The sequence below is a fragment of the Wolbachia endosymbiont of Ceratosolen solmsi genome, from assembly GCF_017869155.1.
GTDB lineage: Bacteria > Pseudomonadota > Alphaproteobacteria > Rickettsiales > Anaplasmataceae > Wolbachia > Wolbachia pipientis.
In genome coordinates, this window is record NZ_CP054598.1 from 154478 (window position 1) to 170695 (window position 16218).

Annotated in this window: 15 protein-coding genes; 10 read left to right on the forward strand and 5 right to left on the reverse strand. The window is 34.5% G+C overall.

Features of this window, described 5'->3' with window-relative positions; all coding sequences use genetic code 11:
- Positions 1 to 4 precede the first annotated feature (4 nt).
- The 6 genes from HUB95_RS00870 (at position 5) to HUB95_RS00895 (ending at position 8573) form a co-directional block, all read left to right on the forward strand.
- Positions 5 to 1033 carry an NAD(P)H-dependent flavin oxidoreductase gene (locus tag HUB95_RS00870; RefSeq protein ID WP_015589418.1) on the forward strand — a complete coding sequence of 343 codons (1029 nt, stop codon included), beginning with the start codon at positions 5 to 7 and terminating at the stop codon, positions 1031 to 1033.
- A gap of 122 nt (positions 1034 to 1155) precedes the next feature.
- The gene (locus tag HUB95_RS00875; protein WP_209452443.1) at positions 1156 to 2379 is read left to right on the forward strand and encodes a hypothetical protein; all 1224 of its coding nucleotides are present in this window, start codon (positions 1156 to 1158) and stop codon (positions 2377 to 2379) included.
- 94 nt (positions 2380 to 2473) lie between these two features.
- Positions 2474 to 2848, forward strand: coding sequence for a hypothetical protein (locus tag HUB95_RS00880; protein ID WP_022626145.1), 375 nt, complete (start codon positions 2474 to 2476; stop codon positions 2846 to 2848).
- A gap of 44 nt (positions 2849 to 2892) precedes the next feature.
- Entirely contained in the window at positions 2893 to 5247 is a 2355-nt protein-coding gene (locus HUB95_RS00885) for a VirB4 family type IV secretion/conjugal transfer ATPase (RefSeq protein ID WP_141456684.1), read from the forward strand.
- Positions 5228 to 8014 (forward strand): hypothetical protein, encoded by a 2787-nt coding sequence (locus HUB95_RS00890; RefSeq protein WP_209452444.1) that lies wholly within the window; start codon positions 5228 to 5230, stop codon positions 8012 to 8014. Before HUB95_RS00885 ends, HUB95_RS00890 begins: the two co-directional genes overlap by 20 nt.
- A 121-nt stretch (positions 8015 to 8135) precedes the next feature.
- Entirely contained in the window at positions 8136 to 8573 is a 438-nt protein-coding gene (locus HUB95_RS00895) for a WBM0748 family T4SS-associated protein (protein WP_242049510.1), read from the forward strand.
- A gap of 54 nt (positions 8574 to 8627) precedes the next feature.
- On the opposite strand, the gene HUB95_RS00900 is transcribed toward HUB95_RS00895, so the two are convergent.
- On the reverse strand, positions 8628 to 9116 hold the full coding sequence (locus tag HUB95_RS00900) for an SH3 domain-containing protein (protein WP_242049509.1): 489 nt from the start codon (positions 9114 to 9116) through the stop codon (positions 8628 to 8630).
- 73 nt (positions 9117 to 9189) lie between these two features.
- Between HUB95_RS00900 and HUB95_RS00905 the strand changes: the two genes are divergently transcribed.
- Both HUB95_RS00905 and HUB95_RS00910 read left to right on the forward strand, forming a co-directional pair.
- Positions 9190 to 10518 carry a pyruvate dehydrogenase complex dihydrolipoamide acetyltransferase gene (locus tag HUB95_RS00905; RefSeq protein ID WP_141456686.1) on the forward strand — a complete coding sequence of 443 codons (1329 nt, stop codon included), beginning with the start codon at positions 9190 to 9192 and terminating at the stop codon, positions 10516 to 10518.
- 140 nt (positions 10519 to 10658) lie between these two features.
- Positions 10659 to 11411 (forward strand): hypothetical protein, encoded by a 753-nt coding sequence (locus HUB95_RS00910; RefSeq protein WP_244662767.1) that lies wholly within the window; start codon positions 10659 to 10661, stop codon positions 11409 to 11411.
- Between the two features lie 45 nt (positions 11412 to 11456).
- On the opposite strand, the gene HUB95_RS00915 is transcribed toward HUB95_RS00910, so the two are convergent.
- The 4 genes from HUB95_RS00915 to ndk all read right to left on the reverse strand — a co-directional run bounded on the left by HUB95_RS00915 (position 11457) and on the right by ndk (position 14281).
- On the reverse strand, positions 11457 to 12677 hold the full coding sequence (locus HUB95_RS00915; protein WP_197907070.1) for a KAP family P-loop NTPase fold protein: 1221 nt from the start codon (positions 12675 to 12677) through the stop codon (positions 11457 to 11459).
- Between the two features lie 3 nt (positions 12678 to 12680).
- The gene (gene recR, locus HUB95_RS00920) at positions 12681 to 13286 is read right to left on the reverse strand and encodes a recombination mediator RecR (protein WP_010963080.1); all 606 of its coding nucleotides are present in this window, start codon (positions 13284 to 13286) and stop codon (positions 12681 to 12683) included.
- Positions 13287 to 13407: 121 nt separating this feature from the next.
- Positions 13408 to 13542 carry a hypothetical protein gene (locus HUB95_RS06315; protein WP_256433080.1) on the reverse strand — a complete coding sequence of 45 codons (135 nt, stop codon included), beginning with the start codon at positions 13540 to 13542 and terminating at the stop codon, positions 13408 to 13410.
- Between the two features lie 319 nt (positions 13543 to 13861).
- The gene (gene ndk / locus HUB95_RS00925) at positions 13862 to 14281 is read right to left on the reverse strand and encodes a nucleoside-diphosphate kinase (RefSeq protein ID WP_015589428.1); all 420 of its coding nucleotides are present in this window, start codon (positions 14279 to 14281) and stop codon (positions 13862 to 13864) included.
- 113 nt (positions 14282 to 14394) lie between these two features.
- Here ndk and HUB95_RS00930 point away from each other — a divergent pair, with 113 nt between their 5' ends.
- Positions 14395 to 15216, forward strand: coding sequence for a hypothetical protein (locus tag HUB95_RS00930; RefSeq protein ID WP_015589429.1), 822 nt, complete (start codon positions 14395 to 14397; stop codon positions 15214 to 15216).
- Complete coding sequence (hemH, locus tag HUB95_RS00935) at positions 15217 to 16164, forward strand: ferrochelatase (protein ID WP_010082099.1); 948 nt, start codon at positions 15217 to 15219, stop codon at positions 16162 to 16164.
- Positions 16165 to 16218 lie beyond the last annotated feature (54 nt).

Genomic DNA, 16218 nt, shown 5'->3' on the forward strand with positions numbered 1-16218 from the left:
TTATATGTTAAGTAGCCTCTGGAAAAAAGGAACAGATTTTCTTGGCAGTGAGTTTGCTATAATGGGTGGTGCTATGAGCTGGGTTTCAGAGAGAAACTTGGTCTCAGCAATCTCAAACGCTGGTGGTTTTGGTGTGATTGCATGTGGTGCAATGTTCCCAGACTTACTGGAAAAAGAAATCATAGAGACACAAAAATTAACTAACAAGCCATTTGGTGTAAACCTAATTACTATGCACCCAAAGTTGAGTGAGTTGATAGATGTGTGTATTGAAACGAAAGTGAGCCATATAGTGCTTGCCGGTGGACTGCCAACAAAGCCCAATATAGAAAAAATCAAGGGTGCAGGCATTAAAGTTATGTGCTTTGCACCAGCATTAAGCCTTGCGAAAAGGTTAGTAAAAATGGGAGTAGATGCATTAATAATAGAAGGAATGGAAGCAGGTGGGCATATAGGTCCAGTGAGCACTTCTGTTCTTGCACAAGAGATATTGCCTCATTTTAAAAATGAACAAATACCAGTGTTTGTTGCAGGTGGAATAGGCAGAGGCGAAGTGATAGTTAATTACTTAGAAATGGGAGCAAGTGGCTGTCAAATAGGCACATTATTTGTCTGCACTAATGAGTCAATTGCCCACAAAAATTTTAAGGAAGTGTTTATTAAATCGGCCGCACGTAATGCAATACCTTCTGTACAGATAAGTGCTGATTTTCCTGTAATTCCTGTAAGAGCTATAGCCAACAAAGCAAGTGATGACTTCATGAAGCGTCAAAAAGAAGTTATTGATGAATACCAAAAGGGCCAGATCTCAAAAGAAGATGGGCAGCTTGAAATAGAAAAATTCTGGGCTGGAGCTTTAAGAAGAGCAGTAATTGATGGAGATGTTGAAACAGGATCTCTAATGGCTGGCCAAAGTGTTGGCATGGTTGATAGGGAAAAGCCTGTAAAAGAAGTAGTGAATATGTTAGTTCAACAAGCAAAGAATCATATTAATAGCAAATCTGTAGAAGTAGAAAGCCCAGAAAGCAAATAGTTAAGCGACCTTCCAATAAGCAAGTTGCCGCAATTATTTATAATATGGCATAATTGCCCAGTTTTAATGTAAAATTAACGCTAAAGAGGTATCTATACATTTTGTTATGTATGGAGGAGTCTATGCTAAGTTCTAAAAAAGATATTAACCAACAATTGCACGACACTATATACAAAAAGGTAACAAAAGAAAATCATAAATATGGAAGCCCACAAAAGGGAGATGGAACTATCAAAAAATGCATAGAGTTGTTCAAGGAAGGAGCTAGTCCTGAGGTATTAACTGAATTAGAAAAATCGCTGAGAGAACAATTAGAAAAATCACCAGAAAAACAAGAGGAATATCAAAAACATTATAAGTATTATATCGAAAACTTTCTTCCTGCATTGAAAGATGAAGTAATAAAATCAGAAGAACTAGCTGTACCTACAGTATTTAACAATGAAAGAGAACAATCACAAAGACCACAAACAATAAGAGGAAAAATAGTAAAAACAATTTTGGATATTACTAACAGGAGCAGCAGTGTAAGCTCAATACCAAATGCTGTTGAAGAAAATATTGAAGATCAAATGCAGCTAAAACATATTGAAGAGCAAAACAACACACAAGAAACACCCTTGAATGTAGCTGAGAAAAAAAGTGGTGATAATAAAATACTTAGTAATTCAGATGTTGCAGAGGAAGTGTTTGAAAAATATAGCAAGGTTGTGAAAGAAATAGAGGAGAAGAAAACTTCTAAACTCAGTAGTGGCAATGACTCAGATAGTGGAATAGACTCACCTAGAACGAGTAAAGGAAGTTTGAAATCACCAGTAAGTAGCAGAAGGAGCAGTTTAACTTTAGTAACAAGCACTTCATCTGAGGAAAGTTTAAACTCAACATTGAGCTCTGTTGAAGGAGATAATGGCTTACAACCAGAGGGTGGAGAAAAAACTGAGTTATTAGAATCAAATTTGGAATCCCCAAAAGAAAACGAGACTCAAGTGCAGCCAGAGCAGACTGTAAAAAAAGAGCCAAAAATGCAAGAAAATGAAAACTCAGATGGTCAAGCAAATCCAGATCAAGTTAAGAAAGATATCCTACTTAAAAACCAACCCAATAACAGAAATCTTCACGTTGCACTTGTAGCAGGTTGTGCTCTCTCCACAATAGGGTGCATTGTTGCAGGAGCAATGACATCAGGATTGATAGGAGCAGGACTACTTGCTATGGTTGCAGTGCTTGCTATAGCAGCAGTAGCTGAATTGCATTCAAACTTCCTATCAAGTAAATTAACATCCATTAATGTGAGTCCTCTTGTTGATGATAAGAGCTTACAGCATGTTCACAGCGGTAAAAATTAAATATGTGTTACTTGTAGTGGATAAGTGAATTCAGTTCTTGCCTATTGATATAAAAGTTGTTATATTTGAGGAATGTTTAAAAGGTGTTTAGTTGATGCGCATTCAATTGAATAAAGTTTTGGTTTTTATAGCCTTATTAAGTTTCATTTTTGCATCATATTCTAGCGAAGCAAGTTCGGCGAGTGATGAATTAAAGGGTATACAAGAAACGGTAAAAAATTTTATTTCTTCATTTTCAGTTAAAGATACTGTAGAAAATATGAGTCCTTCAACAATCATAGGGTTGTGTATAGCTGCAGTGATACTTGCAGTAGTGTTCAGAGGTCTAATCTTTTTTATGATAATGTTTGGTGTACTGGTCCTGATGTTCGGTAGTACAGAAAAGGCAACAGACTACTTAAAAGAAAAATTTAACTTTGCAAAAGATATAAAATTACAATCCGATAGCGAAAAAAAAGATAAAAATTAAGATAGTATTTTTATCTTTTTTAATTATCTTTATTGAATACGCATATGCAGTTAAAAGTACCAACAGTTAACTCTAAGCTTAAAAAAAAGAACAACTTAGCATTACTAGAAAGCATTGATTTAGATTTTGTTCCTTATGCTTGTCATTACGATGAAGAAACCATACTAACAAAACAGGGAGAATTGTTAAAAATAATCAAGTTAGAAGATTATTCTTCTGTTGATAACTACAGCGACCTCAGAACTGAAATTAGAAAAAGCATATCAAAAAATATTAATAGCCTGTGTTTTACCGTTTGGATTCATACCGTTAGAAAGCGCAATAAACTGAGCTTGAAATGGAATAAAACTGAAGACTTCTCTGACAACCTACATTCAACGTGGTTTAATAAACTAACTGATAGTAAATTACAGTATATAAATGAACTATACATTGTAATATTGTTTAGCGATTTTGGCAAGCATACTAATAATTCGTTTTTTTTCAATAGAATAAAGAATAAGCATAAGTTGTCTTTACAAGAAAGCCATCAGGAGTTGCAAAAGATAACTGACGTAATTCAAAATGATTTAGGACCTTTTGGAGCTAAAAAACTGAGTCTAAGGTTTAGTGAAGGTAAAATATATTCTGAAATGATAGAATTTCTCCACTATATTGTTACATTAACGCACAAAGATTATCCAATACATGAAAGGGACCTGTCGCAATATATTAGAAATTTTAAAATAGCTTTTGGTTTCAATACGTTTCAAACAATATTTGAAAATCAACAGAAATTTGGCTCTATTTTCAGCATAAAAGAATACCGGGAAATCTCTTTAGGTAATATAGATAGATGCTTGCAGCTTGAATCTGAATTTATCATTACAGAAATAATGATATTTACTAGTAATAACAAAGCAATAAAAGAATTTAAAAAACAAATCAACATGCTGCAAATTAGTGAGGATAATACCTTACTTAAAAGCTCAGGAATTGAAGAAATAATAGAGCTTGAAAAGACCTCTAGTATAGACTTCTGCCAACAGAAAATTATTTTTACAATATTTGCAGATGATAGGAATAAGTTAGCTGAAAGTATTAGTGATTTATCTTCTATAATGTCATTAGTTGGCTTCATGATGTTTAGAACTGATTTACATATGGAAAGTCATTTTTGGGCACAACTTCCAGGCAATTTTGCTTTTATTACGCAACCGAAAAATATCTTAACAAAATACGCTTGCAGCTTTGCTATGCTGCACGATTTTACGTCAGGTACATTAAAAGGAAGAAGGTGGAAAGAAGCGGTAATGATTTTTTTCTCAAAAAAAGGAAATCCTTACTTCTTTAATTTTCATGGAAAAAGAAATAATGGCCATACTACGATACTCGGAGCTCCAAATTCAGGCAGAACTTCACTCATTAATTTTCTATTATCAGAATCAAGAAAGTTTAACCCAAGAATTGTCATATTGGATAACACTGGAAAATCAATAATTTTTACTAAAGCAGTGAGTGGTAAATATTACATAATCGATCCAAAATATAAGGACAAAAGCCTAAAATTTAATCCACTAAACATTGAAGATAGTGCTTCCAATCGCAATATGTTGGTTGAACTGATCAGAAGAATGGTAGCCGATACGAGCTTGGTGGACGTAGAAGAAAAGATAAGAAAAATTGTGGATTCTATATTTGCTATACCCAAGGAATCACGTTCTATTTCACAAATTTCTGAGGTGCTCTTGCTCCTTGGGGGTAAGATAAGTAGATGGTGTGACGATGGTGACTTTGCTTACTTATTTCAAGATGGTAATGAATCAGATATTGACTGGGAAACAAAAATTATATCTCTCAACACCGCAAACCTTACAAAACAAAAGGAATGTATGTCCGTGATACTTTACTATTTTTTATATTCTTTTGAGGCAAAATGTGATGGCTCGCCTGCAATACTTGTTTTGGATGAAGCATGGGAGATAAGTAATATTTTTCCTACAGAGAAAGAGTTTGATAACTGGATGCAAAGAATGACGGAACTAAATGTTGTAGTAATCCTAAGTACTGAAAATTTAAATCTCGCATTTGCTAGCAAATTTACTCAATATTTAGATAAACATGTTGATACAAGAATCTTGATGCCGAACGTCAATGCAAATAGATTATACATGAAAGCATTTTCTTTATCAAAAGAGGAGCTGAATATAATTCTGCAGACGCCAACGCAGGAAGGTTTATTTTTGATAAAACAGTATAAAGGATTAGTAACTTTAAATTTAGATTTAAAGAATATGCAAGAAATACATGTACTTTCAGCTAACAAAGAGACGATAAAGTATATGTACGAGGCAATAAAGGAAAAAGGAGAAGAAGTTAATGAGTGGTTACCGGTATTTTATGAGAAGTGTAAGGCTTAATTTCTTATTGATATTTTTTTTGATACTTGGTCTTTCGTATCAAGGATATGCTGATTGTCCAACATTTGTAGAAAGTAATACTTGGTTGGAAGCAATAGTTGGTGGAGATTGGGTAAAGGAAATTAAGGTGCAAGCAATAAAAGATCAAGGAGTTGATGGTTACTTTAATCCCAAAATTAGAGTATGTGCTTATGATGGACAAAGTTATTGTTATGACTTACAAAGTGGGGAATCCTGCCGCCAGATATATGGAACGCAAGGTACAGGAGCTGGAGTTTCTGCTGCAGCTTTTATCGACTGGGAAGGAGATAAAACAAAAGCTGGAGGAGAAATTGCTCGGGGTCTTAAATGGGAATGGGCAGACGGTGTTACTGATGAGGAAAAAAGAAGATTCGCTAACTCTCCTAAAATATGTGCTTGCAGTCAAAAATGGGCTTGTATGTCAGGAATTTCTTCATGGGATTCTAGAGTATTTTCGGGTGAGAATATTTTCCGTCCTGGGGAGATGGAAAAAGTCTGTGATACCTGCTACCAAACGGCAGTAAAATGTGCTCCTGTGCCACTTGCACCTAGCCCCCCTCCATTCTGTGAACAACTTGCGATGTCACCTCCACAAGTTAGAATTGTTCCTATAACAAATGAAGATAATGATTACTTCGATCCAAGAGTTGGGGTGATAATTAGCGGACTGGAGGAAAGAAAAGAGTTAGGTTTTCCACACGTTGTTTCAAATAATGAGAACATTCCAAATCACTCATATACTGTTACAGATAAGGATACTCACTATTACTTCAAAACCTATAGAAAAAAGGGCCAGCTCTGTGCTGAATACCTTGGAACTCAAAGTATAAATGAACAAAATCCACAGTTCGTCCGCTGTTTTCCTGCACCACCTGCTCCAGAACCTGAGATAGTGGAGATAGTAAATAAAAATACATTGAAAGTAGAAATGAAGATGAGTGAGAGCACTTGTGCTAAAGCACATGGAACCTATAGTAATGGTTCCTGTACTTTTAATGTTAATACTGACCTCAACCATCCTATAAACATTGGCCCCCTATCTTTAAAAGTAGTAAAACCAGCAATAGTAGCAAAAACAACTGATAGTAATATTGATAATATTATAGAAGGTATATTAGAAAGTAATCCGCAACAATTTAAAGTTCTGAAAGAATATGGCTATGTTCCTGATGTGCAAATTAAATGTTCTAAAGGCGGAAGTTTTTATAGTTTTAATGATTTTGAGAAAAAGTTAAAAGACAAATCTATTCAATGTGAATTTAATAACTCTGGGCAGCCGGAAATAGAAGTAAAGTATAAAGGAAATTCTAACAGTAAAATGCTTTGTCTTTCTGGATGGCAGCCAGAACCAGAGGAGTTTGTTCTTAAAAGAGAAAATAAAATAATACCACTAAAATTAATGGGAACAAGATATACTAAATACAATGCTGTTTACTCCAAGGAATCAAATCAGTTCTATTATCTTCCAAGCAAGGAAAATAAAAGAGCCGATCTCTTAAACAGAGATCAGAGTGAGTTAGATAAAATAATATTCAATAAACAAGGGTATGTTTTCTTCCCTGATGAAAATGAGCAGAAGAAGAGAGAATGCAGTTACTGTGTAAAAAGAAATGATGAGATAGACGATACATTTAAATCTAGTAAAGGACTGAAAGTACTATACAAATTGACGGATGTAGAGCATAGAGAAAAATGTAATCAAGGTGATGATGGTTGTATCTGCTTTACTGGAACATGCAGCCGTTCAACACGATATGTAGACAAAGAAAACACTCAACCTTTTTATACAAAGATTTCACAAAATACAAATGGCGTTGTCACACAACAAGAAGCACCAATTAAAGCAAACAGAACGGAGGTCTTTTACGCTGATAAATTGTGTAGGTTCGATTTAGAAGGTCTCAAAGAGAAGTTAAAAGAGATAATCGAGAAACAACTGGAAAAAGAGAAACAAGAACCGGAAAAAAAGAGCGAAAAGTCCCATGTTTTTGGAAGTGGAGATTATGATGTGGATGGCTCACAAATAACATCTAGCCGTGTTGAAATAGAAGTGTGGGGATGTGGTGAAGCAGGTCACATAAAAGATACACCTTACACTTACACACCTAATTCCACTGAAAGTAGAGTAGGAATGCCAGGAGATTATATTAAAGCTGAATTGGAAATTGATCTTGATTATCCTATAATTAACATTAAAGTTGAACAGGGAGGAGGTAACAGGGAAAAGGAATATACAGATAAGGATGGGGGTCCTATTTTTATAAGAAAGTGTCGTTTAGGTAAACAAGAGTGCAAGGATTTAATCACTATGGGAGGCGGAGGCATCTATAAAATATATGAGTATAAGGATTATACCGAACCAATAATTGATGATAGTGTAAAATTAAAAGAAAAAACCACAACAACAGGATTGCGGGTTACTGAAGATAATAAAATAATATATATAGAAAATGGTGAAATCAAGCATGAAACAGTAAAGTGTAGCAAGGGTTTTGGAAGCAGTAAACCTGGTGCAGGTGGTTGCATTGATAAAAGCAAAAGAATTTATGGTAAAGGCTCTGCAGGGCAGGTGAAGGTAACGACTATTATAAAGGGATTTGACATAAACATAATAAATGATGCTATTGAAAAAATGATAGGAAATCGATATGATCCCGGGGAGGTTAGGGATTTTTCGAGGAGTGAGTTTGACACGAGTTTAACTAAGATGATTGAAGAGGAACTCAAAAAAGAATTGTTAAGGTAAAAAGATATAACTCTGAAAATTATGCTCTCGTTTTAATAATTAATTAAAGTAAAGCATGTAGTAAATGGTGTAATTGCTGTATCTTAACAAAAAGGTATAACGAATGTAAGGAGGGTACTTTATGTCTCTAAAGAATAAAATTTCTGAGCTAATAGAACAACAATTTAGCATTAAATACCATGACAATTATTTGGCTTACGCTATACATAAGTGGGCTGCAAGCGAAATATCTAATTCCATTGCTTTTTGCATAATTGGTTGTGGAAATTGCAAGATTGGATATCAAGATGCTGCAAATTCGTTCAACATAACAAAAGAAGAAATTGAACAAGGTAATATTGCAAGCATAGAAAGTAAAATAAAAAGTGAAGCTGAAAAATCAGGTAGCGAGTTTTCTGAGTTGATTTCTAGAGTGGATCAATCGCTAAGAGAACAAAGTGAAAAGTCTATTGTACAAATTTTAGATTCATCCGCTGAGGAGATGTTAAGGAGTTTCTGTGATAGCCCTGTACAGTCTCCAGAGCATGAAGAAGTCAGTGCCATCCTCTGCTTCACATGAAGAGCATGCTACAGAAGGCCTAGAAACTAGTGTTAATTCAGATCTTTTGTCAACCTAATCAACCCCATATATATGTTTTTTTTGTACCCATGCTTTGCGTTTTGGGGTAGAAAGAAAACACCACTCTTCGTTACACTTTTCTATTTTCATTACAACAAATTTGTCTATTTTTATAGTAATCTTGCTGTCTACACTCTGTTTTTGATATCCATAAGTATCTTCTTTTACAATCGCGTAGCGCTTATCACTAAGAAGATTGCCTTTTATCCATCCGCAGTCTTCATCTATATCGCAGACCTTTTTCCAACTCTCAAACTCTTCTATCACTTTCAGGGGCAGATTTTTGCAAGTGTATATCCATTTTACAGGATAGTGAAACCCTGGCCCCGTTCTCATGTTGATCTTATTTGATTTGGTTGAAACAAAGTTGTTAGCAAACAAGCTATGGCTAAATAATAAAAACAATAGGATAATAGTACTGAACCAAGATCCCAGTGTCACGCACTGGGATAACGTGAGGGATAGTGTAACAGACTTATTCATCATAATTCACGATTAGGTTGACATAAGATAAAGAGTAAATTAAAAATTGAATAGATCTTTAAATGCAAAATCAATGCCTATAGAAATATTAATGCCTGCTCTTTCACCGACAATGAGCAAAACTGGAGGAAAAATTGTAAAGTGGCATAAAAAAGAACAAGACAAAGTTGAAGTAGGCGACGTAATTGCTGAGATAGAGACTGATAAAGCCATAATGGAGTTTGAATCTGTAGATGAAGGAGTTGTAGCAAAAATTTTAGTAACAGAAGGAACAAGTGGCGTGCCTGTAAATCAACCAATAGCTTTAATGCTGGAAGAAGGGGAGGATGAAAATGCACTTAACAACTATACCTCAACTTCCATCAATAGTGCAGTTAAAAAGGAAGTGACAAAATGTGCTGTTGATAATCAAAAATCAGAACACCAAGATTTAAACGGAAAGCCAATAAGTCATTCTTCGGTGTCATTCCAGCGCGTGACGCTGGAATCCAACCTCTCAATGTCATCCCAGTGCTTGACACTGGGATCTAGAAAAGAAGAAGATACTAAGACAACAGAAGGTAGAATAAAAATAAGCCCATTAGCTAAGAAAATAGCTCAAAATGAAGGGGTTAATGTGCAGCAATTAAAAGGTACAGGACCATACGGTCGCATAATTAAGGCTGATGTGTTGGAGTTTTTAGGCAGTGGTATACATACTGAAAGTCCTGAGATAGTTGAAGTAAGCAACATACGCCAAGTGATAGCACAGCGCCTGACTGAATCCAAACAAAATGTTCCACATTTTTATTTAACTGTAGACTGCCAGGTTGATAAGTTAATATCGTTAAAAAACGAGATTAACTCAGCAGATGAAAACAATAAAGTAACAATCAATGACTTAATTATCAAAGCTGTGGCTTTTAGCATGAAAAAATTTCCTGATATAAATTCTTCGTGGATAGATAATAAAATACTTAAATACTCGAATGTAGATATCTCAATCGCTGTGGCACTTGAAGATGGGCTAATTACTCCTATAGTAAAAAATGCTGATAAAAAGGGTATTTTATCTATATCAAAAGAAGTGAAAGATTTAGTAAGCAGAGCAAGATCTGGAAAATTGAAACCTGAAGAGTTTCAAGGAGGAGGGTTTACTATCTCCAACTTAGGGATGTTTGGTATAAAAGCCTTCAGTGCTATAATCAATCCGCCGCAATCTTGCATTATGGCAGTTGGTGCATCTAAAAAACAACCAATTGTTATGAATGAGAAAATAGAAACAGCAGAAATAATGACAGTAACGCTCTCTGTTGACCATAGAGCAGTTGATGGGGCACTCGGAGCAAAGTTTTTAAATGCCTTTAAGCATTATATAGAGAATCCTCTGGTGATGCTTATTGAAACTGCGGTAATCTATTAGCATTGTTATTACAAAATTAATACCTCTAAGTTTATACTTTTATTAGTTAATAGGTTTAGAGGTAAAAAAATGAATACTACAGTAGAAAAAAATAATCCAAAATTTTTCCTCAAAATGAAGGAAAGATTAACTCAAAAGGCATGGTTGCCCCACCTGTTCCTCCGAAATCTTCCCAAGCTAAATTTGCTGGAATAAAAGCAATTTTTGAGCGAAATGTACCTCATTCTCAAGCAAATGATAGTAATGAAACAGTGAGTAGCAATCTTGGAAGAACATTTGGCCCAACAATGCAAAAACTCATGGAAGACAACATTCATAGCACTCCTAACAAACAACGCCGCAATTCAGGGGATAGTGGTATCAGTGATATTAGTAGCAGCACTTCTGATGATGAGGATAGAACAATAAAAGATAAAATGATGGAAAATGTTAAGCAGGATAACCATCAAAAAAGCTTTGATTTACATAAAGTACAAGCAACTGATGAATTAGAAACCGTAAAATTTCTCAAAACGCTAAGCAAGAAAGAAAGAGAAAAACTTGGTTTTTCTCCTAAACAGCAAAATAACCAAAAGGTTGAGACTAGCAAAAAAACTTATAATCCACTTGATTGGAATCCAATCTATCAAGGTAAAAAGCTCTTTAGCTTAGGCAATATGTCGAGTAATTCGTCTTCATGTAGTGAAAAAAGCAATATTTCAGATGTAAGCGATAAGTCTAATAATTCAAACATTGTTAGATGTAATATTACTAGGAGTAACAGTAAGGAAGACCTTCGTAAACCTGATGCTTCACATAATGACAAATCTGCAGGTAAAAAATTATCTAATGTCAATGTAAGCGAATTAATCAGAAAGTTTGAACAAGGTAATGACATAGTAAAAGGGCGTTAATCAAATGTTACCCTATCTTTGTATATGTGAAGGTAGGGTATCTTTTCAAAATAGTATATCCTTTATAGCTTTGTTAATTTTTGACTCCCTCTCTGCAAAAGCAGTTTCTAGAGAGGTTTTAAGTTTTTCCCATTCTTCTTGACCATTTAGAACTAAAGATTTATATTCATTTTCAATTTTTTCCAATGCTCTTTGATATGAAAAACCTAATTCCTCATATATATCAATATTTATCGATTGCAGTATTACCAAAAATGAAAACAAATTCGGATCAGGTAATTCTTCTCTTGTGTGATTCAGAAGACACAGCTTTATTTTTTTTACGCAGTATTCTATTGTTTTTAACGATAGTGACAGGCTTTCTGCATAAAATATAAAACTATCTACAATCAAATTTTTTGACTTTTTCGGTAATTTAATATTTTCAAATAGTTCTTTTGTAAATTTTTCTATCGGTTGTTTTGGCAAATGTAAAGAGAGATCAGTAAAAGATTTTAGGTCAAAATTTAGTCCAAGTATTGTGCTGATTGCTCTTTGTACATTACTCTTATCTTTACTTACAGGAATAATGAAAACCAGCCCCTCCACATCAAGCATATACTTTATAGATTCCAAAAAATCGACAACGAATTTAGGACGGCACACATCAAGATTATCCACCATTATATAAATGTTTTTGTCTTTTCTGATTTTATTAACCACATCCGCTAACTGTGTTTTAAAATCTCTAGTACTCTCTTTTCTTCTTTGGAGAAGACTTAATTCACTCAAGACAAAACCTATGTCTTTTTTATCAGCCTCTTTTGCAGCATCAAGAAATACTGAAAGCATAGCAAGTGGAGATTTACTGATCAGCTTTCCTAGTGTGTTTAGAGAAAATAGCTCTTGGTTTATGTTCTTGAACTGTTGTATAACACTTCTTTTTACTTTATACGATACAAATAAATCTTCAAATAGGAAATTTAAAAAAGAAGGCAGTGGTTGGTCCAATGCATTGATATCCCATGCACTATAATAAGCTGCAATTTCATTTTGCTGTTTTAACTCTTTTACCCATTCTTTCAAAAAAAACGTCTTGCCCCATCCATCATATCCTTCCAAAGATATTATTGTAAAAGACTGATCAATTGTTTTAATTATATTGTTAAATTTACCTGAAAATTGCTTATAGTTTAGACGGTCATTTTCCCAAGCCACCACTTTAAGTGGTGGCGCTATTTCTTTCTTTTTGAATGTTATTAGCGATATAAGTTTTTTTAAGCACATGTCTTATTTTATATTTAACTCATATTCTTGTCTTGAAGTAAGTGCTATCCTCAGCGTTCCTTCATCAAGATAGTCAATTTCTCCGCCCATTGGTATGCCGCAAGCAAGACGTGATATTTTCACATCCAAATTTTTTAGCAATTCAATTATATATTGTGCAGTAACTTGACCCTCTAATGTCGGATTAATTGCGATAATTATCTCTTCAATTTTAGACTCTGTCACTCTTTTCAGAATAGTATCAAGGTTGAGTTCTTTTGGACCTATGCCATTTATCGCAGACAATCTGCCCCCCAAAACATGGTATAAACCTGAATATATATTTCCTTTTTCAAACGCCCATAAATCACCCAATTCTTCTACTACACACAGTAACTTAGTGTCACGTTTTGGGTTAGTACAAATAGAACAAGGTGATTTAGTATCTAGATTTCCGCAAACTTCACACTCTATTATAAGATCTGCTAGCTCTTTAATCAAAGATGCAAGAGGTAGCATAACTTTTTCTTTGTTTTGGAGTAAATGTATAACTAACCTGCGTGATGATGATGGCCCTAAACTTGGCAATTTAGAGAAAGCATGAACTAGATTCTTTATGTTAACGTTCATTCAATAAATTCAGAATAGGCAGTCAAATGGTAACATCAAACCCTTTGTAAAGAAAGTGGTAAGTTTCTCTTGATCCACTTTGATTAGCTATAGAAAAAATTTTTTACTCTAACGCAAAAAATTACTTCCGCACACTTAAAGCCTGATTATAATAGACTTCTTGCATAACCCAAACTAAGTAGAAAAAGGTATCATCCGAGTAGCTCTCCTTTGTCATCCCAGTGCCCAGACACTGGGATGACAAAAAAAGGAGCACTGGAATGACAGCAATCTACGTCATACCGCGATTCATTCGCGGTATCTCTAGATCCCGCTAACAAGCAGCGGGATGACGGTTGTCGTTTAGCCATAAACATTAAGAAATTTACCAAACGAAAAAAAAGGCAAAAGAAGCCCTGGGGTTATTATCCGCTTTAAAATATTGGCGTTTTTTATGTTTTAAACGCTTGACAAGCAAGATTTAGCTGCTTTTAATTGCAACTAACTTACGCTGCAAATGTTTAAGAAATTTACTAAGCAGGAAAAAAGACAAAGAATCNGTTGTCAGCTACTTGGATGACGCCAATCTGAGTTGACTACACCAACTCACATTCAGCAAAAAAGAAAGCTATCTCCTTACGAGCATTTTCTAGACTATCTGAGCCGTGAACTCTATTTTCACTAATATCATCAGCAAAATCACCCCTGATTGTGCCTTTATCTGCCTGCTTTGGATCGGTAGCTCCCATGATTTGTCTGTATTTACTTACTGCATTTTCACCAACTAAAACTTGAACTACCACAGAACCAGAGGTCATAAACTCTACTAATTCCCCAAAAAAAGGCCTATCTTTATGAATTTCATAAAACAGCTCTGCTTGTTTTTTTGTTAGTAACATCATTTTTTGTGCTGTGATTTTCAGCCCAGATTGTTCGATGTAGGAATTTATATTGCCTGTAATATTATTTTTTACTGCATCAGGTTTTAATATCGAAAGTGTCTTCTCAATTGCCATATTATTCCCTTATATAAGATTGTATATTTATGGATTCATTTTATTGCAAATTTTGATTTGATAAAAGTAGTTTTTTATTTATAGTTAAGAATAAACCATCAAGGAGGTATTGTATGGGTGAATGTTGTAAAAATAACACTACTAAACAAGCTGAGCCTACCACTAAAAAACAAGCTAAATCTACTACTAAAAAATTAGTAAGTAACTTTAAGTCATCACTTTTTTGTGGAACAAAAGGATTTTTAACTTTTAATTTGGCCTTTTTAAGCTTTTTGGAATATAGCTTACATCATAATACAGAATTAAAAAAAGGTGCTGCTTTTGCAATGAAAAGAAACACTATTCCATTTCTTGAAATGGCTATCATAGTGCCATTTGTTTGTTTTGCACTGCCAGCTATGCTAGGCAGTATGAGCCTCATGCAATGCGCACTTTTATGTGCTTCCTTAATGATTGCCACATGTTTTATTGTCAGAACTTTTCATCTGCGTGAGAAGTTAATGGAAAAAATCACTAACCATAGTAGAAAAGAAATAGACGCGGAATTTAAGAAAGATACTATAAAATTTCCTATCTTTGATCAAAATAGAAAACACACCGAGTATAATTCGCCTAACTCAGGGCGACTACTGGATGAAACAAGTAGCACCTCTCTTTTCGTTAAAGTTTTACTTTTTCCCCTCAAGGTTCTTCTGAATGTCCTGCAAAGTTGTATAATGCTATCTTTAGCTGCTGTTGAACTTCTTGAAACGGTACCAAGTCTTTTTGTCGATACATTTTTCGATTGGAACTTCACATCTACCAAGAGTAACCTGAAGAGATCAGGCCACTTATTGTATGCCAGTGTAAGAAATTTAGTGCCTATAACTAAATTTGATGAGTGTGTAGCTAATTTTATAGGCACCCCAGAAGTAACTTGTTGTAGTAGTGCGTAGGTGAAAAAGGCAGTTATCTTATTTAATCTTGGCGGGCCTGATTCACTAAATGCGGTCCGTCCTTTTTTATTCAACCTTTTTTATGACAGGAGAATAATCAATCTACCGAATCCCTTTCGGTTTCTTTTAGCAAAGTTTATATCTGCGAAACGAGAAAATACTGCACGAAAAATATACGAGGAAATTGGAGGTAAATCGCCAATTCTAGAGAATACAAAAATGCAAGCTAATGCTTCAGAACTAAAATTAAACGAAAATAGAAACCATGTACACAAGGTATTCATCTGCATGCGCTATTGGCGTCCATTTGCTGACGAAGTTATTGAAAGTGTAAAACAGTTTGATCCTGACGAAGTAATTCTGCTGCCACTGTATCCACAATATTCAACTACCACAACTCTGTCATCCATCGAGAATTGGCAAAAAAATGCTAAACGGTATGGCCTAAAATGCAATACAAAAATGATTCACCGTTATTATGATAACCAAGATTTTATTGAAGCTCACACTAATCTGATAGCTAAGTACTATAAATTGGCTAGAAAAATCGGTAAACCAAGAGTCCTATTTTCAGCCCATAGCTTACCTCTTAGTATCATTAAAAAGGGCGACCCTTACGCTTCACAGGTAGAAAGAAGCGTAGAGTTAATAGTAGAAAAGTTAGCTATCAATAACTTAGATTGGTCAATATGTTATCAGAGTAAGATTGGTCCTGTAAAATGGCTAGAGCCAAGCACTGAAAGTGAGCTATTACGCGCAAAAGCTGATGGTGTACCTGTAGTTCTATCACCTATATCTTTTGTTTCTGAGCATTCAGAAACTCTAGTTGAACTTGATATAGAATATAAAGCAATTATCAAGGATGGATATTACTTTCGTGTGCCAACTCTCAGTACCGATCCCTTGTTTATAAAATGCTTAGCCGATTTGTGCATAAATCTCCCTTAAAGTCCTGATTCATAGGGCTTTTCTTTTAGGATTTTATGTGATAGAATAACAGGA